Annotated in this window: 17 protein-coding genes and 2 riboswitches; of the genes, 8 read left to right on the top strand and 9 right to left on the bottom strand. The window is 70.8% G+C overall.

Annotation, left to right across the window (positions count from 1 at the left end; genetic code table 11):
- Positions 1-200: 200 nt before the first annotated feature.
- The 8 genes from ABD350_RS35885 to ABD350_RS35850 form a co-directional block, all read right to left on the bottom strand.
- The gene (locus ABD350_RS35885) at positions 201-1745 is read right to left on the bottom strand and encodes an ABC transporter ATP-binding protein (RefSeq protein ID WP_344353312.1); all 1545 of its coding nucleotides are present in this window, start codon (positions 1743-1745) and stop codon (positions 201-203) included.
- The gene (locus tag ABD350_RS35880; RefSeq protein ID WP_344353311.1) at positions 1742-2833 is read right to left on the bottom strand and encodes an ABC transporter ATP-binding protein; all 1092 of its coding nucleotides are present in this window, start codon (positions 2831-2833) and stop codon (positions 1742-1744) included. The genes ABD350_RS35885 and ABD350_RS35880 overlap by 4 nt, the downstream gene beginning before the upstream one ends.
- On the bottom strand, positions 2830-3837 hold the full coding sequence (locus ABD350_RS35875) for an ABC transporter permease (protein WP_344353310.1): 1008 nt from the start codon (positions 3835-3837) through the stop codon (positions 2830-2832). The genes ABD350_RS35880 and ABD350_RS35875 overlap by 4 nt, the downstream gene beginning before the upstream one ends.
- Before the next feature lie 72 nt (positions 3838-3909).
- A complete protein-coding gene (locus ABD350_RS35870; protein WP_465270418.1) occupies positions 3910-5661 on the bottom strand; it encodes an ABC transporter substrate-binding protein in 1752 nt (583 codons plus the stop codon).
- Positions 5662-5716: 55 nt separating this feature from the next.
- On the bottom strand, positions 5717-6715 hold the full coding sequence (locus ABD350_RS35865) for an ABC transporter permease (RefSeq protein WP_344353308.1): 999 nt from the start codon (positions 6713-6715) through the stop codon (positions 5717-5719).
- Positions 6716-7064: 349 nt separating this feature from the next.
- Positions 7065-7856: an enhanced serine sensitivity protein SseB C-terminal domain-containing protein gene (locus ABD350_RS35860; protein ID WP_382466884.1), complete on the bottom strand. Its 792-nt coding sequence runs from the start codon at positions 7854-7856 to the stop codon at positions 7065-7067.
- A gap of 198 nt (positions 7857-8054) precedes the next feature.
- The gene (locus ABD350_RS35855; protein ID WP_344353306.1) at positions 8055-8834 is read right to left on the bottom strand and encodes an enhanced serine sensitivity protein SseB; all 780 of its coding nucleotides are present in this window, start codon (positions 8832-8834) and stop codon (positions 8055-8057) included.
- Between the two features lie 66 nt (positions 8835-8900).
- Positions 8901-9569 (bottom strand): AAA family ATPase, encoded by a 669-nt coding sequence (locus ABD350_RS35850; protein ID WP_344353304.1) that lies wholly within the window; start codon positions 9567-9569, stop codon positions 8901-8903.
- Between the two features lie 177 nt (positions 9570-9746).
- Positions 9747-9851: riboswitch (glycine riboswitch) on the top strand.
- Positions 9852-9965: riboswitch (glycine riboswitch) on the top strand. It begins immediately after the preceding riboswitch.
- Between the two features lie 41 nt (positions 9966-10006).
- Here ABD350_RS35850 and gcvT point away from each other — a divergent pair.
- The 8 genes from gcvT to ABD350_RS35810 all read left to right on the top strand — a co-directional run bounded on the left by gcvT (position 10007) and on the right by ABD350_RS35810 (position 17687).
- Positions 10007-11125: a glycine cleavage system aminomethyltransferase GcvT gene (gcvT, locus tag ABD350_RS35845; RefSeq protein WP_344353303.1), complete on the top strand. Its 1119-nt coding sequence runs from the start codon at positions 10007-10009 to the stop codon at positions 11123-11125.
- A 136-nt stretch (positions 11126-11261) separates the two neighbouring features.
- Positions 11262-11648, top strand: a complete 387-nt coding sequence (gene gcvH, locus ABD350_RS35840) for a glycine cleavage system protein GcvH (protein ID WP_344353301.1) — start codon at positions 11262-11264, stop codon at positions 11646-11648.
- Positions 11649-11652: 4 nt separating this feature from the next.
- The gene (gene glyA, locus ABD350_RS35835; RefSeq protein ID WP_344353300.1) at positions 11653-12918 is read left to right on the top strand and encodes a serine hydroxymethyltransferase; all 1266 of its coding nucleotides are present in this window, start codon (positions 11653-11655) and stop codon (positions 12916-12918) included.
- A gap of 102 nt (positions 12919-13020) precedes the next feature.
- On the top strand, positions 13021-14388 hold the full coding sequence (locus ABD350_RS35830) for an L-serine ammonia-lyase (protein WP_344353299.1): 1368 nt from the start codon (positions 13021-13023) through the stop codon (positions 14386-14388).
- Between the two features lie 70 nt (positions 14389-14458).
- On the top strand, positions 14459-14866 hold the full coding sequence (locus tag ABD350_RS35825; protein ID WP_189756669.1) for a hypothetical protein: 408 nt from the start codon (positions 14459-14461) through the stop codon (positions 14864-14866).
- Positions 14853-16010, top strand: a complete 1158-nt coding sequence (locus ABD350_RS35820; RefSeq protein WP_344353297.1) for a WD40 repeat domain-containing protein — start codon at positions 14853-14855, stop codon at positions 16008-16010. Before ABD350_RS35825 ends, ABD350_RS35820 begins: the two co-directional genes overlap by 14 nt.
- A 53-nt stretch (positions 16011-16063) precedes the next feature.
- Positions 16064-17095: a phosphatidylinositol-specific phospholipase C domain-containing protein gene (locus ABD350_RS35815; protein WP_344353295.1), complete on the top strand. Its 1032-nt coding sequence runs from the start codon at positions 16064-16066 to the stop codon at positions 17093-17095.
- A gap of 37 nt (positions 17096-17132) precedes the next feature.
- Positions 17133-17687, top strand: a complete 555-nt coding sequence (locus ABD350_RS35810) for a glycoside hydrolase family 25 protein (RefSeq protein ID WP_344353293.1) — start codon at positions 17133-17135, stop codon at positions 17685-17687.
- Between the two features lie 16 nt (positions 17688-17703).
- Here the strand turns inward: ABD350_RS35810 and ABD350_RS35805 are convergent, their stop codons facing one another.
- Positions 17704-18366, bottom strand: coding sequence for an NADPH-dependent F420 reductase (locus ABD350_RS35805; protein ID WP_344353291.1), 663 nt, complete (start codon positions 18364-18366; stop codon positions 17704-17706).
- Positions 18367-18472 lie beyond the last annotated feature (106 nt).

Genomic DNA, 18472 nt, shown 5'->3' with positions numbered 1-18472 from the left:
GGCGCCTGAACCTTACAAACCCAGGTCAGAAGGCAGGTTTCCCTGGCGTGAACAGCCAGGTGTCGAAGGACCCCGAGACGTGCCGAACGGGAGAGTGCCATGAGCCGTCCCCTTTCGAGCGTGCCGATCAGTGGTCGGACACGGACGACTCCGCACTCCCCCGTTCAGGCAGGTGCATGACTTCGCTCAGTCGTGATGCGCTACTTGTCGGACGGCTCCGGGGAGCCGGTCCCGGCCGACGGCCTGCCGGGCGCCTTTCCGGTGGTCTTCCCGGTCGTCTTCGGCGTGGACTTCGCGCCGGGACCGGTCTTGTCCTCCGTCGCCTCCGCCGCCGCGGCGGCCTCGGCGGCTTCGGGAACCGGGGCGGTGTCGGCGGCCTCGGCGACGGCTTCGGCGGCCGCGGCCGCCTTGCCCGACTCCGAGCCGGTCGCCTCGGGGGCCTCTTCTGAGGCGCTCGCCTCGGGGGCCTCTCCGGAAGCGGTGCCGGTGCCCTTCGCGGCCGGCGCCTTCTCGGCCGCCGGTGCCTTGCCGGCCGCCGGTGCCTTGCCGGCCGCCGGTGCCTCCTCGGCCGCCGGTGCCTCCTCGGCAGCCGGTGCCTCGTCGGCCGGACCGGCGGAGACGGCCGCGTCCGGGACCAGCTCCGACGCCTTCTTCGCCGCCGACAACAGGACCGTGTCCTGCGGGGCCTGGTCGGCGAAGTTCTCCGGGTGGTGGCAGGCGACCCGCTGGCCCGGCTTCAGCTCGACGAGCCGCGGCTCGGTCGTCCGGCAGATCTCCGTCGCCTTCCAGCAGCGGGTGTGGAACCGGCAGCCGGAGGGCGGGGCGATCGGGGACGGCACGTCACCGCGCAGCAGGATGCGCTCGTTCTTCTGCCCCCGGCGCTTGGGGTCCGGCACCGGCACCGCCGACATCAGCGCCTTGGTGTACGGGTGCATCGGCGTCTCGTACAGCGAGGTGCGGTCGGCCAGCTCCACGATCTTGCCGAGGTACATCACCGCGATCCGGTCCGAGACGTGCCGGACCACCGAGAGGTCGTGGGCGATGATCACATAGGTCAGGCCCAGCTCCTGCTGGAGGTCGTCCATGAGGTTCACGACCTGCGCCTGGATCGACACGTCCAGCGCGGAGACCGGCTCGTCCGCCACCACCAGCTTCGGCTTCAGGGCGAGCGCGCGGGCGATACCGATGCGCTGGCGCTGACCGCCGGAGAACTCGTGCGGGTAGCGGTTGTAGTGCTCGGGGCTGAGGCCGACCAGGGACAGCAGCCGCTGGACCTCCTTCTTCACCCCGCCCTCGGGCTCCACGCCCTGGAGCCGGAAGGGCGCCGAGACGATCGAGCCGATGGTGTGGCGGGGGTTCAGGGAGCCGTACGGGTCCTGGAAGATCATCTGGATGTCGCGGCGCAGCGGGCGCATCTGCCCGGTGCTCAGCCGCGTGATGTCCCGGCCCTCGAAGGTGATCTTCCCGCCGGTCGGGTCCTGGAGGCGGGTGATGACCCGGCCCATGGTCGACTTGCCGCAGCCCGACTCACCGACCACGCCCAGGGTCTCGCCCTTGCGCACCTCGAAGTCGAGGCCGTCGACGGCCTTCACGGCGCCGACCTGGCGCTGCAGGATGCCCTTCTTGATCGGGAAGTGCTTGGTCAGGCCCTCGACCCTGAGCAGCACCTCGCGGTCCGCCGAGCCCTCGGAAGCCGACGTCTGCTGAGGGATCGCGGCCTCGTCCGTCTTCTTGGTCTCACTCACAGCTTCGGCGCAATCTCTTCGGTCCAGATCCGCTGGCGGTCCTCGGTCGGGAGGTGGCAGGCGGACCAGTGCCCGGTGCTCACCTGCTCCAGCTCGGGGCGCACCGTGCGGGTGACGTTCCCCTTGGGGATGTCCGCGTACGGGCAGCGCGGGTGGAAGGCGCAGCCCGAGGGGACGTTGATGAGGCTCGGCGGCTGGCCCTTGACCGGGATGAGCCGTTCGGAGGTCTCCCGGTCGATACGGGGCATCGAGCCGAGCAGGCCCCAGGTGTAGGGGTGCTGCGGTTGCTCGAAGACCTCGCCGGCCGGGCCGCGTTCCACGCACCGGCCGCCGTACATCACCAGGACCTCGTCGGCGATCTCGGCGACCACGCCGAGATCGTGGGTGATCATGACGACCGCGGAGCCGAACTCCTTCTGCAGGTCGCGGATCAGGTCGAGGATCTGCGCCTGGACGGTCACGTCGAGGGCGGTGGTCGGCTCGTCCGCGATGAGCAGTTCGGGGTTGTTGACCAGGGCCATGGCGATCATGGCGCGCTGGCGCATACCGCCGGAGAACTCGTGCGGGTAGCCGTCGACGCGCTTGGCGGGCTCCGGGATGCCGACCCGGTCGAGCATCTCGATGGCCCGGGCGCGGGCGACCTTCTTGCTGACGTCGTGGTGCACCCGGTAGGCCTCGACGATCTGGTCGCCGACCTTGTAGTAGGGGTGCATCGCGGACAGCGGGTCCTGGAAGATCATCGCCATCTCCCGGCCGCGCAGCCTGCGCACCTCGTCCGGGGAGGCGGAGACCAGTTCCTTGCCGTCCAGCCAGATCTCGCCGGACATCCGGACGTTCTTGCCGCGCGGGCCGAGCCGGTGCAGGCCCATGATGGCCAGCGAGGTCACCGACTTGCCGGAGCCGGACTCGCCCACGATGGCGAGGGTCTTGCCCTTCTCCAGCGAGAAGCTGACCCCGTCGACGGACTTGACCAGGCCGTCGTCGGTCGGGAAGTGCACCTTGAGGTCGCGGACCTCCAGGAAGGCTTCGGAGGGCCGGGCGGGGGCGGGCTCGCCCACCGCGGCACCGGTCTTGGAGAGTTCGGTCACGAGAGCCTCACCCGCGGGTCGGCGGCGGCGTAGAGCACGTCCACCACAAGGTTTGCGATCACGACGAAGAAGGCGGCGAGCAGGGTCACGCCGAGGATCTTGGGCAGGTCGTTGTCGGTGATGCCCTGCACCGCGTACTCGCCGATGCCGTGCAGCGAGAACACGGACTCGGTGATCACGGCGCCGCCGAGCAGCAGACCGAGGTCCATGCCGAAGACGGTGATGATCGGGGTGAGCGCGGAGCGCAGCCCGTGCTTGACCACCACCCGGCGCTCGACCAGGCCCTTGGCCCGGGCGGTGCGGATGAAGTCCTCGTTCATCGTCTCCAGCATCCCCGAGCGGGTCAGCCGCGCGTAGATGGCGGAGTACAGCAGGGCGAGCGAACACCAGGCCAGGAAGAGGGTGTTGGCCCACTGCGCCGGGTTCTCCGTGAGCGGGACATAGGTGCGCCCGAAGATCGGGATCTGCACGGTGAAGAGCAGCTGCGCCAGCTTGCCGGTGAAGAACATGGGCAGCGAGACACCGGCGAGCGCGACGCCCATGAAGAGGCGGTCGAAGAACGACCGCGGCTTCAGCGCGGAGATCACGCCGACCACCACACCGGACAGGAGCCACAGCACGGCGGCGCCCGCGGCCAGCGAGGCGGTGACCGGGATGCGGGAGGTCAGCTCCGGCCAGACCGCCTGGTGGTTCTTGAAGGAGTAGCCGAAGCACGGCGCGTCGCAGTGCACCGTGGTCGGTCCGAGGTCGTACGTGGCGCCGGCCACGATCCCCTTGATGAAGTGCCAGTACTGGACGTAGACGGGCTGGTCCAGACCGAGGTTGTGCTTGACCGCGGCGATGTCCGCCTTCGACGGGCTCTTGCCGATGTACTGCTGTGCCAGCTGGTCCGCCGTCTGGCCGGCGAGTCGCGGCAGCAGGAAGAAGATGGCGAAGGTGACCGCGGAGACGACCAGCAGCAGGATCACTGCCGCGAACGTCCGGCGGAGGATGTACGAGATCACGGGGGCCGGCGCTGGTGCCCGCGGGCGGTAAGGCCCGCGGGCACCAATGCCTTCACCTGCCTTCCGGGGCTGCTACTTCGACGCGACGCCGATGTTGAGGTAGTCGTACTGACCGCTGAAGGCCGCCGTGGAAACCAGGTTGGTGTAGTTCTGCGGACGGCCCAGCAGGACCTTGAAGTAGGTCAGCGGGACGAGGACGGCGTCGTCCATGGTCTTCTTGTCGATCTCGGTGTAGAGGCTGTTGCGCTCACCGGTGTCCTGGGTGGCGATCGCCTTGCCCAGCAGATCGTTGACGGCCTTGTTGTCGTACAGCGACAGGTTGGTGTTGCCGGACTGGCTGATCGCCTTGCCGTTCAGGATCTGCTGCAGGAAGCCGTAGCCGGAGGGCCAGTCGGCGCCCCACTGCATCATCATCAGACCGATGTTCTGCTTCTCGATGAACTTCGGCACACCCGCGTAGTCGGTGAAGTACTTGCCCGACGGGTACTGCTTGAGGCTGGCGTTGATGCCGACCTTCTTCAGCGAGTTGATGATCGCCGTGGCGGCGTCGATCTCCTGCGGACGGTCCGAGCGGGCCGTGATGTTGGTGGAGATCGAGGTCTGGCCGCAGGCCTTCAGCTGGTCCTTGGCCTTGGCGATGTCGCCCTTGTTGTCCTTGGTCGCGTAGGCGTCGGACTTGGCGTAGCCCGGGATGTCCGGGGGCAGGACGGTGGAGGCGATCTCACCGCGGACCGGGCCGCCCTCGGCGGTCTGCACGGAGACCTTGTCGATGGCGTACTGCACGGCCTTGCGGCACTCGGGCTTGTCGAACGGCTTCAGCTTGCTGTTGATCGCCAGGTAGACGAGACGGCCGCCGTAGGTGTTGTCGGTGTTGGCCTTCTTGGCGGGGTCGGTGAGCACCTCGGCCTGGGTGGAGGCCTGGACACCGGTGCCGACCAGGTCGATGGCGTTGCCGGCCGCGACGTCCTGGTCGATGGTCTCCGGGTTGACCTTCAGCTTGACGACGATCTTGTCCGGGAGCTGCTTGCGCAGCGGGTCGGTCTTCGGGTCCCAGTTCTCGTTGCGCACGAGCACGGCCTGCTTGCCGTCCTCGTAGCTCTGGAACTTGTACGAGCCGGAGGACACGATGTGCTTGACGTAGTCGACGCCGGTGTCCTTCGCCTTCGGCACCGGAGCCGTCTGCGGGGTGGCGACCAGGTAGTCGAACTCCTGGAAGGCCTGCTTCAGGTGGAAGACGATCGTGGTGTCGTCCGGGGTCTCGATGGAGGACAGGCCCTTGTCGCTCTTGTCCTTGTACGGGCCCTTGTACTTGTCGCCGTCGGCCATGAACTGCTGGAAGTAGTTCGGGCCGAGGGAGAGCACGTCACGCGCGAAGTTGGAGCGCTCGACGGCGTACTTGACGTCCTTCGCGGTGATCGGCGTGCCGTCCTCGTACTTCAGGCCCGGACGCAGCTTGTACGTCCAGGTCTTGCCGCCGTCGCTCGGCTGGCCCTTGCTCGCCGCGAGGTCCGGGACCAGGGTGTTGCCCTCGTCGCCCGGGCCGGGCTTGAAGGTCATCAGCGGACGGGCGTACAGCCGGCTGAGGTTGTACATGTACGCGTAGTACGTGTTGCCCGGGTCGAAGGAGTCCGGGACGTCGGACATCTCGTAGGTGACCGTGCCGCCCTTCTTGTCCGACGCGTTCACGACGCCCTTGGTCGCGGCGTTGGCCCCGGCCGACTTGGTGCCGTTGTCGTTGGTGTTGTCATCGGCCTTGCTGCAACCCGAAAGAAACAGGCTGGCGGAGCCGATGGCCGCGATCGCGGCCAGCGCTGACCTTCGCATGATGGGCGCTTTCCCCTCCATTGATTGGAAACTTGTCGGACTCTCGCGGCAGGCTTCAGCGGCTGCGCGGGTCGAGAGCGTCGCGGAGACCGTCACCGAGCAGGTTGAACGCCAGGACGGTGACGAAGATGGCGAGACCGGGGACGATCATGTACTGGGGGTCCACCTGGTAGTAGGTGACCGCCTCGCGGAGCATGCCGCCCCAGGACGCCTGCGGGGGCTGGATGCCGACGCCGAGGAAGCTCAGCGACGCCTCGAAGATGATGTTGGTCGGGATCAGCAGCGTCGAGTAGACGATGATCGGGCCGACCAGGTTGGGCATCAGTTCCCGGAACAGGATGTACGGCGCCTTGGCGCCCATCCCCCGGGCCGCGTCGACGAACTCGCGCTCGCGCAGGGCCAGGGTCTGGCCGCGCACGATCCGGCCCAGATAGGGCCAGTTGAAGAAGCCGATGACGAAGATGAGCACGCTCAGGTGGAGCGGCAGGCCGGTGAGGCCGAAGGCGCCGCCCTGGAGGGTGGCGGAGATGGCGATCGCGAACAGCAGGAGGGGAAAGGCGAGGAAGGTGTCCATCAGCCGGCTGATGATCGAGTCCACCCGGCCGCCGTAGTAGCCCGCGACGACACCCATGATCGCACCGATGACGTTGGACAGGACGGTGGCGCCGAAGGCGACCACCAGCGACACCCAGGAGCCCTCCAGGATGCGGGTGGCGATGTCCCGGCCGAACTTCGGGTCCACGCCGAGCGGGTGGTCCGCGCTCATGCCGCCCCAACTGCCCGTGGGCAGCGAGGTGTCCGGGGTGATCAGGTCCTGGTTGAAGGCGTTGGGGTCGAGGCCGAACACGGCCTGGATGGGGCGCGAGAGGACGGCGAGGAGGATCAGCAGGATCACGATGACACCGCCGGCGACGGCGGCCTTGTCCTTCTTGAACCGGGTCCAGGCGATCCGGCCCAGGGAACGACCCTCGATCTGCCCCTTACCGGCACCCTCCAGCACAGCCTCCGGCTGCGCCTCGGCTGCCGCCCCGGTGGTCTCGATCGGTGCGGTCACGGTGAGCGACCCCTCTCGCCGGTGGTGACCGGCCTGCGCCTGCCGCGGATTGCGGCTTTGTCGACTTGCCATCGATCACAAGGCCTCGGCCTCGTGTCTGAGTCGCGAGTCTTCAGCGTGGCTGTGATCACCCGCCAGAGCTGACGGTGAAAGTATGCGCAACCGTGATGCAGTGCGGGGGATTCCGTTATCCGAACAGTGGGTAACGGCCCTCGGACGCGGGCCAGTTGGGGCAGAACGGCGAATCTACGCGGTTCGGGAGGTACGGCCGATGTCTACGCGCGCAGAAGCGTCCCGGTGCCGTGCATTGTGCGCTTCGGTCAACAAGCCCGCCGGCGAGCCCCGTTGGTCAGTAGCCGCCGAGCGCCGGCGGATAGCCGTACCCGCCGGCCGGGGCCTGCGGCGGGGCCGGCACCTGGAGCGGGGGGTGCGGCGGCGGCACCGGGGCGTGCGCCTCGCGGTCGTAGAAGGGGCGCGCGTGGGCCCGCATCCACATCACCACAGGGTCGTAGTCGTCGGCCATGGCGACCGTCGAGACCGGCAGGCCCTCCGGGACCGCGCCGATGGACTGCTGCATCATGGCGCGCACCGAGTCGACCGCGGCGGGCGAGGTGTCGTACACGTCCAGGCCGATGGCGAGATAGGGCGCCCCGAGCGCGGGCTGCACCCAGGCGCGGCGCAGCGAGCGCAGCGCGGGGGTGCGGTGCGCGTTCTGCGCGAGCAGGGCGTAGAACTGCGGGATCTCGATGCCGGGTTCGGACAGGCTCAGCGGGCCGGCGGGCTGGCGGTCCAGACCGGTGGCGATGCGGCGCAGGTCCGGCCAGGGGATGCCGACGCCGCCGCCCGGCGCGTGCGGGTTGAGCCAGAGGCCGTAGTGGTCGGGGTAGAGGGTGCGGGCCACGTCCAGGCCGTCGGCCACCTCGTAGGAACGGTTCCAGCCGCTGGCCGACAGCTCCTGGGCGGAGGTCACACAGGGGGCGTAGTGGAAGCCGTCCACCTCCATGTTCCCGTACTGGGCGTCCGGGGTGCCGGCCTGGCCGTGCCACAGGAGCATGAAGATCTGGCCGGTGGAGGGGGTGGCGAGGGCGCGCAGCAAGGCCTCGTAGGCGTCGTAGCGTCCGGGCGTGACCTGGCGCAGCATGTGCTCGACGCTGCCGCTGTGGCTCGCGCTCACCTGGTGTGCCCCTTCTTTTTTGTGACCCGGCGTATGAGCACAGCTTATGCGCCTGGCAGCTCGGGGCCTTGGCGTCGTACGCGTGTGCGGGTGGGTAGTTGGTTCTCGCGCCCCGCGGCGGAACCGCATATCAGACACGGCCCCGCGCCCTTTCGGGGGCGCGTTTCAGTGGGCGTATGTGTAGAACGGGCGGACGTTCGTCTTCAGCCAGGTCGCCACCGGGTCGTCCGTCACGTCCAGCAGGAGCAGGTTGACCGGCCACTTGACGGGGACCTCCGCCAGGGCCTTGCCGAGGGCCTGGAGGGGCAGGGCGCGCAGGTCGCCCTCCCACTGGGAGAGTTCGACGCCGACGAACAGGGCGGGGTCGGCCGTCTCGACGGCGGCCAGGCAGCGGCGGGCGGTGAGGACCACGCCGGTCCCGGCGAACTCCGCGGAGGCGGCGGCGAGGAAGTCGACCGGGTCGTCCTGCCAGTCGGGTTCGAAGAGGCGGACCCGGCCGCCGGTGCCCGGACCGTCCAGCGGAGTGCGGCCCACCCGGCACAGCTCGGCCACGGCCTGGGGCGGCAGCGGTATGCCGACCACGCCCTCGGGGTTGACGGCGATGCCCACCTGCGGGGGCAGGCCGCGGGCGAACTCCACCGCCGGGGCGATGGTGTACGCCATGTGGGAGCCGGCCACCTGGCGGAGCTGTTCCTCGGAGCTGAACACCGGGACGTACGCCTGGCCGCCGATGTCCAGCGTCGGCAGGTCCAGCGGGAGGCTGTCGGGGCCCCCGCCGCCCGGCAGCGGGATCCACAGGAGGCTGCGGCCGAGGACCTCGATGATCCGGCCGCCCGCCGCGGGGATGCCGAGGGAGGCCGACAGCACCTCCTCCAGCTCGTTGCCGGGCCAACCGCCGTGCGGGTGCGGGTGCGCCTGTGCCGGGAAGTCCGCCGGGAAGTCCATGTGCCTACCGCCTGCTGGGAACCACTGCTGTGACCATGAAGGCTAGCGGGTGGCGCCGACAGTGCCTCACCGAGTGAAGCCGACGCGGGCGAGGACGTCCGCCGCGTCCCGGTCCAGCAGCACCGCCGCGCCGCAGCCGGCCGGCAGCTCCCCCCGCTCCACCGCGCGCAACAGCCGGGCGGTGGCGCGGCGGTGACGGCGGAAGGCGTAGCGGGAGACGCCCCGGCCGCGTTCGCGCTGGCCCTGCCGGGCCGTCTCGGGGCTGACGTCGAGGAGGAGCAGGTGCAGGGTGCCGCCCCGGCGCCGGGCCGCGCGGGCCAGCCAGGCGCGCACCCACGGCTGGGTGCCGCAGTCGTGCACGACGAGCCCCTCCCCGGTGCGCAGGGCCCGGCGCAGGCCGGTGTAGTGGGCGAGGCGGACCAGGGGGCGGTAGAGCGCGTAGGGCAGGAAGCCGGGGAGGCGGGCCTGCCAGCGGTCCCGGGTGTCCTGGGAGTCGACGCGGCGGCCGGTGACCGCGCGGCGCATCAGGGTGGACTTGCCGCTGCCGGGCAGGCCGGTGACGACCACCAGGTCGCGGGGGCCGAAGAGCAGGGCGTGCGGGCTGCGGCCGGCCCGGTCGCGCAGATCGCGGACGACCGGCGCGGGGCGGTCCGCGCCGCGCTCGCGGGCCGCAGCGGAGGGCTGTCCCGGCACCGCGAGGCCGGCGTGGGCGGCGTAGGCCGAGGTCCTGTTCACCGTGATCGTCCTCCCAGGGGCTTGGTCGATCCCATGCCCGTTCTATGTAAAGGGAAGGTAATGGACAAGGCCCGGCGGTTCATGCGGGTACGGCCACAGGTCGGTCACAAGCGGTGGGCTCTGGATGGCCGGGGTGCGGCGTGCAATGATGAGCCCGCCAACTGCATACCGGCCGTTTGAATCCGCGCGGGAGAGTTCCCGGGCCCCCTCGGGGCCGCCTGGGGCGCCGAAGGAGCAAGTCCCTCCCTTGAATCTCTCAGGCCCCGTTACCGCGCGGGCGAGGCACATCTGAAAAGCGGGCCGCCGTCGCCGGCGGCTCCACCCAAGGTGCAAGCCGTGATCGTCCCCGTGGCGGTGGCGGCGAACCTCTCAGGTTCCGATGACAGATGGGGAGGAACGTTCCTCGCCCGTCCTTTGCCCTGGGAGACGACCGACCGATGAGCAGTACCGAACTCCGTCATACCGCGCTCGACGCCGTGCACCGCTCGCTGGGCGCGACGATGACCGACTTCGCCGGCTGGGACATGCCCCTGCGCTACGGCTCCGAGCGGGACGAGCACACCGCCGTGCGCACCCGGGCCGGTCTGTTCGACCTCTCCCACATGGGCGAGATCACCGTGACCGGCGCCGACGCCGCCGCCTTCCTGAACCACGCCCTGGTCGGCAACATCGCCTCCGTCGGCGTCGGCCGCGCCCGCTACACCATGATCTGCCAGGCCGACGGCGGCATCCTGGACGACCTGATCGTCTACCGGCCGGCCGAGACCGAGTACCTGGTCGTCGCCAACGCCTCCAACGCCCAGGTGGTGCTGGACGCCCTCACCGAGCGTGCGGCCGGGTTCGCCGCCGAGGTCCGCGACGACCGGGACGCCTACGCGCTGATCGCCGTGCAGGGCCCCGAGTCCCCCGGCATCCTGAAGTCCCTGACCGACGCCGACCTGGACGGCCTGAAGTACTACGCCGGGCTGCCCGGCACGGTCGCCGGCGTCCCGGCGCTGATCGCCCGCACGGGGTACACCGGCGAGGACGGCTTCGAGCTGTTCGTGAAGCCGGAGCACGCCGTGGCGCTGTGGCAGGCGCTGACCGAGGCCGGCGAGGGCGTCGGTCTGGTCCCGTGCGGGCTGTCCTGCCGGGACACGCTGCGCCTGGAGGCGGGCATGCCGCTGTACGGGCACGAGCTGACCACCTCCCTGACCCCCTTCGACGCCGGGCTGGGCCGCGTGGTCAAGTTCGACAAGGAGGGCGACTTCGTGGGCCGCGCGGCACTCGCCGAGGCCGCCGCCCGGGCGGAGCAGAACCCGCCCCGGGTCCTGGTCGGGCTGGTCGCCGAGGGCCGCCGGGTGCCGCGCGCCGGGTACGCCGTGGTGGCCGGCGGCGAGGTGATCGGCGAGGTCACCTCCGGCGCCCCCTCCCCCACCCTGGGCAAGCCGATCGCCATGGCCTACGTCGACGCGGCGTACGCGGCGCCGGGCACCGAGGGCGTCGGCGTGGACATCCGGGGCACCCACGAGCCGTACCAGGTCGTGGCGCTGCCGTTCTACAAGCGCCGGAAGTAACCGCCGGGCGCGCGCACCGGCCCGGGGCCCCCGGCCCCAGGGCGGCGCGTGACCCTGCGCACATTCGCCCGCTCACCAGCGGTTTCTCTAGTCCCCCCGTCACCATCACTCCCGCGCGTACAGGAGAATTCAGGCCATGAGCAACCCCCAGCAGCTGCGCTACAGCAAGGAGCACGAGTGGCTGTCGGACGCCGAGGACGGCGTCTCGACGGTCGGCATCACGGAGCACGCGGCCAACGCGCTCGGCGATGTCGTCTTCGTCCAGCTCCCCGAGGCCGGCTCCACGGTGTCCGCGGGCGAGACCTGCGGCGAGCTGGAGTCGACGAAGTCGGTGTCCGACCTGTACTCGCCGGTCACCGGTGAGGTCACCGAGGTCAACGAGGACGTCGTCAACGACCCGTCGCTGGTGAACTCCGCCCCCTTCGAGGGCGGCTGGCTGTTCAAGGTACGCGTCACAGAGGAGCCGGCCGGCCTGCTCTCCGCCGACGAGTACACCGCCTTCAGCACCGGCGAGGAGTCGTAGCCCCATGACCGTCCTGAACACGCCCCTGCACGAGCTGGACCCGGAGATCGCCGCCGCGGTCGACGCCGAGCTGAACCGCCAGCAGTCGACGCTGGAGATGATCGCCTCCGAGAACTTCGCGCCGCTCGCGGTGATGGAGGCGCAGGGCTCGGTCCTCACCAACAAGTACGCCGAGGGCTACCCGGGCCGTCGCTACTACGGCGGCTGCGAGCACGTGGACGTGGCCGAGCAGATCGCCATCGACCGGGTCAAGGAGCTGTTCGGCGCCGAGTACGCCAATGTGCAGCCCCACTCCGGCGCCTCCGCCAACCAGGCGGCCCTGTTCGCGCTGGCCCAGCCCGGGGACACCATCCTCGGCCTGGACCTGGCGCACGGCGGCCACCTGACCCACGGCATGCGGCTGAACTTCTCCGGCAAGCAGTTCGACGTGGTCGCCTACCACGTGGACGCCGAGACCGGCCTGGTCGACATGGCCGAGGTGGAGAAGCTCGCCAAGGAGCACCGCCCCAAGGTGATCATCGCGGGCTGGTCGGCGTACCCGCGGCAGCTGGACTTCGCGGAGTTCCGCCGGATCGCCGACGAGACCGGCGCGTACCTGTGGGTCGACATGGCGCACTTCGCCGGCCTGGTCGCCGCCGGGCTGCACCCGAACCCGGTGCCGTACGCCGACGTGGTCACCTCCACGACCCACAAGACGCTCGGCGGCCCGCGCGGCGGCATCATCCTCGCGAAGAAGGACTTCGCGAAGAAGCTGAACTCCTCCGTCTTCCCGGGCTTCCAGGGCGGTCCGCTGGAGCACGTGATCGCGGCCAAGGCCGTGTCCTTCAAGGTCGCGGCGGGCGAGGACTTCAAGGAGCGCCAGCGCCGCACGGTCGAGGGCGCCCGCCTCCTCGCCGAGCGGCTGACCGCCGCCGATGTCCGCGAGGCCGGGGTGAACGTGCTCTCCGGCGGCACCGACGTGCACCTGGTCCTGGTGGACCTGCGCGAGAGCGAGCTGGACGGGCAGCAGGCCGAGGACCGGCTGCACGAGGTCGGGATCACGGTCAACCGCAACGCCGTCCCGAACGACCCGCGTCCGCCGATGGTCACCTCGGGCCTGCGCATCGGCACCCCGGCGCTGGCCACGCGCGGTTTCACGGCCGAGGACTTCGCCGAGGTCGCGGACGTGATCGCCGAGACGCTGAAGCCGTCCTACGACGCCGAGGCGCTCAAGGCACGTGTCAAGGCGCTCGCCGACAAGCACCCGCTGTACCCGGGTCTGAGCGAGTAAGTCCGTTTCGCGGGGCACCGCGCACACTGGGAGTACCGGCGTGCGCGGTGCCCGCGCCCCTGTACCGCCCTTTCGCACCACCCCCGTATTGAGGAGTCATCCGTGGCCATCTCGGTCTTCGACCTGTTCTCGATCGGCATCGGCCCGTCCAGCTCCCACACGGTCGGCCCGATGCGCGCGGCGCGCATGTTCGCCCGCCGGCTGCGCAACGAGGACCTGCTCGGCTCCGTCGCGTCCGTGCGCTGCGAGCTGTACGGCTCGCTCGGCGCGACCGGCCACGGCCACGGAACCCCGAAGGCGGTGCTGCTGGGCCTGGAGGGCGCCTCGCCGCGCACGGTGGACGTGGAGAGCGCCGACGAGCGGGTGGAGAAGATCCGGCAGGCGGGCCGGATCGCGCTGCTCGGCACGCACGAGATCCCGTTCTCCTGCGACGACGACCTGGTCCTGCACCGCCGCAAGGCGCTGCCGTACCACGCGAACGGCATGACCCTGTGGGCGTACGACGCCTTGGGCGCCGAGGTGCTGTCGAAGACGTACTACTCGGTCGGCGGCGGTTTCGTGGTGGACGAGGACGCGGTGGGCGCGGACCGGATCGTGCTGGACGACACGGTCCTGAAGTACCCGTTCCGCACGGGCGACGAGCTGCTGCGCCTGACGAAGGAGACGGGTCTGTCGATCTCCTCGCTGATGCTGGAGAACGAGCGGGCCTGGCGCACCGAGGAGGAGATCCGCGCGGGCCTGCTGGAGATCTGGCGGGTGATGCGCGAGTGCGTCCAGCGCGGCATGTCCCGGGAGGGCATCCTGCCCGGCGGGCTGAAGGTGCGCCGCCGCGCGGCCGTCTCGGCCCGCCAGCTGCGCGCCGAGGGCGACCCGCTGGCGCACGCCATGGAGTGGATCACGCTCTACGCCATGGCGGTGAACGAGGAGAACGCGGCCGGCGGCCGGGTGGTGACGGCGCCCACGAACGGCGCGGCCGGCATCATCCCGGCGGTGCTGCACTACTACATCAACTTCGTGCCGGGCGCGGACGAGGACGGCGTGGTCCGCTTCCTGCTCGCCGCCGGCGCGATCGGCATGCTCTTCAAGGAGAACGCCTCCATCTCCGGTGCCGAGGTCGGCTGCCAGGGCGAGGTGGGCTCCGCCTGCTCGATGGCGGCGGGCGCGCTCGCCGAGGTGCTCGGCGGCTCCCCCGAGCAGGTGGAGAACGCGGCCGAGATCGGCATGGAGCACAACCTCGGCCTGACCTGCGACCCGGTCGGTGGCCTGGTCCAGATCCCGTGCATCGAGCGCAACGGCATGGCCGCGGTGAAGGCGGTCACGGCCGCGAAGATGGCGATGCGCGGCGACGGCTCCCACAAGGTGTCCCTCGACAAGGTCATCAAGACCATGAAGGACACCGGCGCCGACATGAGCGTGAAGTACAAGGAGACCGCGCGCGGCGGGCTCGCGGTGAACATCATCGAGTGCTGAACCGGTACGATTTCCGACCACACCGTCACAAATAGCTTTATTCGCATCACCCAGCGCTACCATCGGTGGCGTGATCGACCTGTACCCCGCGCTGTGGGGACTGCTCGGCAGCAGTGTGGCCGAAGCGCTCAACCTCTCGGCGCTGATGCGTCCGACGGGTCCGCGCAGCCGCTGGCGCTGGCCCTGGCGCACCCGTGCCGACCGGCCGGTGATGCTGGTGGCCATCGGGTTGCGGCTGTTCGCCGGGTTCGGTCTCACCGCGGCGCTGGGCAACTCCGGTCAGCTGCCGAACGCGACCGCCGCGTTCGCCGTGGGGGTGACCACCCCGCTGGTCGTGGCGAAGTTCTTCCAGGCGATCCCGATCACCGGCGCGGGCGCGGGTCAGCAGCCCGAGCCCCCGCTGCCCACCGCCCGGCAGGCCGGCGCGGATGCCGAAGAGGCGCTGTCGCAGCCGAGGGGGTCCAGTGCTGCGAGCTGACAGCGCGCTCGGCCGTTTGGTGCTGGCGCTGGCCGCGCGCCCTGCCGACCTGCCGCCGATGCCGCACGCGCGCCCGGGCACGCGGCTGATCGCCGCCCTGGGGACGCGCCCGGTGCCGGTGGCGGCGGCTCCCGCGCGGGCGCCGCTGCGGTACCGGCCGGGGTTCCGGGGCCGGTGGCTGCCGGGGCTGCTCACCACGTGGCTGGTCGCCCTGACGTGCCTGACGGCCGCCGCGGTGCAGGAGGTGCTGCCCGGCCCCTGGCGGGGGGCGGTGCCGGGGCGGGTCCAGGCGCCCGGTCCGGAGCACTGGAGCCTGACCGCCGCCGGCCGGCTCGGTCCGCGCGGGCGGGCGGAGGCGCTGGCGTTCACCCCGGACGGGCGGCTGCTGCTGACGGTCACCCGGTCCTCGGCCGGCACCTGGGACCTGACCGATCCCGGACATCCGGAGCGGGTCCCGGTCCCGGCGGGCGTGCGCCGGGTGACGGCCGTCACGACGAGTCCGGACGGCCGCACGCTGGTGGCGGCCGGGGGGGCCGACGTACGGGCGCTCGCCGTCGGCTCGGGGGCGACCCGGTGGTCCGTCGACGGCGCCCCGATGGAGGTGAAGGCGGTCGCGGCGGGCCGGGACCGGGTCGTCTTCGCCGACTCGGGCACGACCGGCTCCGCCCGGCTCGCGGAACTGCGCCTGGACACGGGACGGCCGCTGCGGCTGACCACCTTGAGCCGGCTGCACCAGGCGGTCGCCGCCGCCCAGTTCTCCGCCGACGGCCACACGCTCGCCGTTGCCGGTGCCGAGGGGTCGGTGCGGCTGTGGGACGTGTCGGATCCCCGGCACCCCGAGGCCGCGGGGCCCGCCTTCGGCGGTCCGGAGGGGCGGACCACCGCGCTCGCCTTCAGTCCCGACGCCCGGCTGCTGGCCACCGTGGACTCCGCGCGGACCGTGCGGCTGTGGGACGTCACCGACCGCGCGCGCCCCCGCCCGCTGGGCCGCCCGCTCGGTGACGGGGCCGAGCGCGTCACCGCGCTCGCCTTCAGCCCGGACGCGCGGCTGGTGGCCACCGTGGGGACCGACGGGACGGCGAGCCTGTGGTGGCGCTCGACCGGTACGGCGGCCGATGTTCCTCCAGGGACTACCACGCGGTAACCGATCACCCCTAGGCTGCCGCCGACTCGGCGTCGGTGAAGGGGAGTTCGGACATGCGCGGATGGATACGGCCGGTGGCGCTCGCGGGAGCCGCCGCGGTGCTGGCGACGGCACCGGTGAACGCCCACGCGGCGTCGCCGAAGTTCTCCGGGACCACGGCCATCGGCACGCACAACGCGTACGAGAAGGACAAGTACCCGTACTTCGCACAGGCGTTGGACTCCGGCGCCTCGCTGCTGGAGCTGGACGTGTACGTCGACAGCATCAGCCACCGCTGGCGGGTCAGCCACGGCAACCCGCTGGGCAACGACAACAACTGCGAGGCCGCCAAGACGCCGAGCGAGCTGTACAGCAAGAGCCGTAACCAGGACCTCGGCAGCTGTCTGGACAACATGGCCGCCTGGAACCGGCTCCACCCCGACCATCCGCCGATCGTCGTCAAGGTGGAGATGAAGGTCGGCTTCAACGACAAGGCGGGCATGGGGCCGGACGAGTTCGACACGCTCGTAGCGCAGAAGCTGGGCGGCGACGTCTACAAACCGGCGGATCTGCTCGGCGGCACGTACGGCACGCTGGACGCGGCGGCGCGGGCCGATGCCTGGCCGGCCCGGGACTCGCTGAGGGGCAAGTTCCTCTTCGACCTGATCCCCGGCACGGTGGAGCAGGCCAACCCGTTCGACAGCTACTGGACGGACGAGGAGTACGGCGACCATCTGCGCGATCTGTCCGCGGCCGGGAACATCTCCGCTGCCCAGGCCTTCCCCGCCGTACTGGGCGCGGCCGCCGGCGACCCGCGCACCAGCCGCTACGACGCCTCGATCCGCCCCTGGTTCGTGTTCTTCGACGGCGACGCGGCGGCCTATGCCAACAACGGCTACGACACGTCGTTCTACTCCGCGAACCACTACGTCCTGATCGCCACCGACGCCCACAACGTGTCCCCGGCGATCTCCTCCACCAACCCCACGGACGCCGAAGTCGCCGCCCGGCTCGCGCTGTTGGCCAAGGGCCATGCGAGCCTGATCACTTCGGACTGGTCGGCGAAGTCCGCGTCCGTACTCGGTTCGGTGACGACCCGGGGCTGAAGGTTCCGGCCACGGGCGCACAGGGCACAACCCCTGCATGCTCCATGGCATCGACGTCAGCGCCTTCCAGTCCTCCTCCTATGCCACGGGCGGCCTGTCCTTCGTCTTCGTCAAGGCGACGGAGGGCCGTTCGTACGTCAACCCCAGACTCGCGGCCCAGACCAAGCGCGGGCGCGACGCGGGCCTGGTCGTCGGTTTCTACCACTTCCTGTGGCCGGGCCACATCACCGCCCAGGCCGAGTACTTCCTGCGCCACGCCCCGGACCGCCCCGGCGACATCCTCGCCGTCGACTGGGAGAACACCGGCGAGGGGACCCACGCGAGCAACGCGGAGAAGGACCGCTTCATCCGCAGGCTGAAGGAGTTGCGGCCGGACAACCGGGTCGTGCTCTACTGCAACCGCCACTTCTGGCTGAACATCGACACCACGTCCTACGCCGGGGACGGGCTGTGGATCGCCGACTACGTCGCCGCGGGCAAACCCCGGATCAAGGCCAAGTGGCGGTTCCACCAGTACACCAGCGAACCCCTCGACAAGAACGTGGCCCATTTCGCGGACAAGGACGACCTGCGCGACTGGGCCACGCCCTAGCCGGGCGGCGGGCCTCTCAGTAGCGGAAGTCCGCCGGGCGCTGCGTGGACGCCTGAGCCAGGGCCGCGCGTACCGCGTCCGCGCCGGCCCGCAGGCCGTAGACCGGGGTGTCCGGCTGCTGGCGCCAGGAGTCGTCGATGCCGCCGGCGTCGACCGTGTCGAAGCCGAGTTCGTCGATCAGGGCGCGCACCTTCGCCTTGGCGGCCTCGTCGTCCCCGGCGACGGGCAGCGCCATGCGGTCGGGGTGGCCGGCGGGCAGCGGGCGGTCCAGGATGTCCTCGGCGTAGGTGCCGTTGAACGCCTTGATCACGGGGTGACCGAGGTGCTTCTCGACCCAGCGGCTCTCGGTCAGCCCCTCGTCCTCGATGGCGTCGATCCGGCCGTCCCGCTGCTTGGGGTAGTAGTTGTTCGTGTCGATCACCGCGACGCCCTCGGCCGCCCCGTCCAGCAGGCCCTGGGGGAGGTCCGGGACCGCCTTCAGGGGGACGGTGACGACGACGACCTCGGCGCCCTTGGCCGCGTCCTCGGCGCGCACCGGGGTGGCTCCGGTCTCCCGCGCCAGGTCCGTCAGCGTTTCGGGGCCGCGGGAGTTGGCGACGGAGACGTCATGACCGAGGGCGGCGAGCCGCCGGGTGAGGTTGCCGCCGATGTTCCCCGCGCCGATGATGCCGATCTTCATGGCCGACCCTCCGATATTTCATGCGCGTGCATCCTTCTGACGCCGGGGTCAACGGCACCGGTGGCCGCCCTATTCCGCCGGCCACCGCGAAATGATCCGGGACCCC

This window comes from Streptomyces nogalater, from assembly GCF_039532885.1.
In the GTDB taxonomy this organism is placed as follows: Bacteria; Actinomycetota; Actinomycetes; order Streptomycetales; family Streptomycetaceae; genus Streptomyces; species Streptomyces nogalater.
Note: the sequence above shows the minus strand (reverse complement) of the source record. Positions and strands in the feature narration are given on the sequence as shown.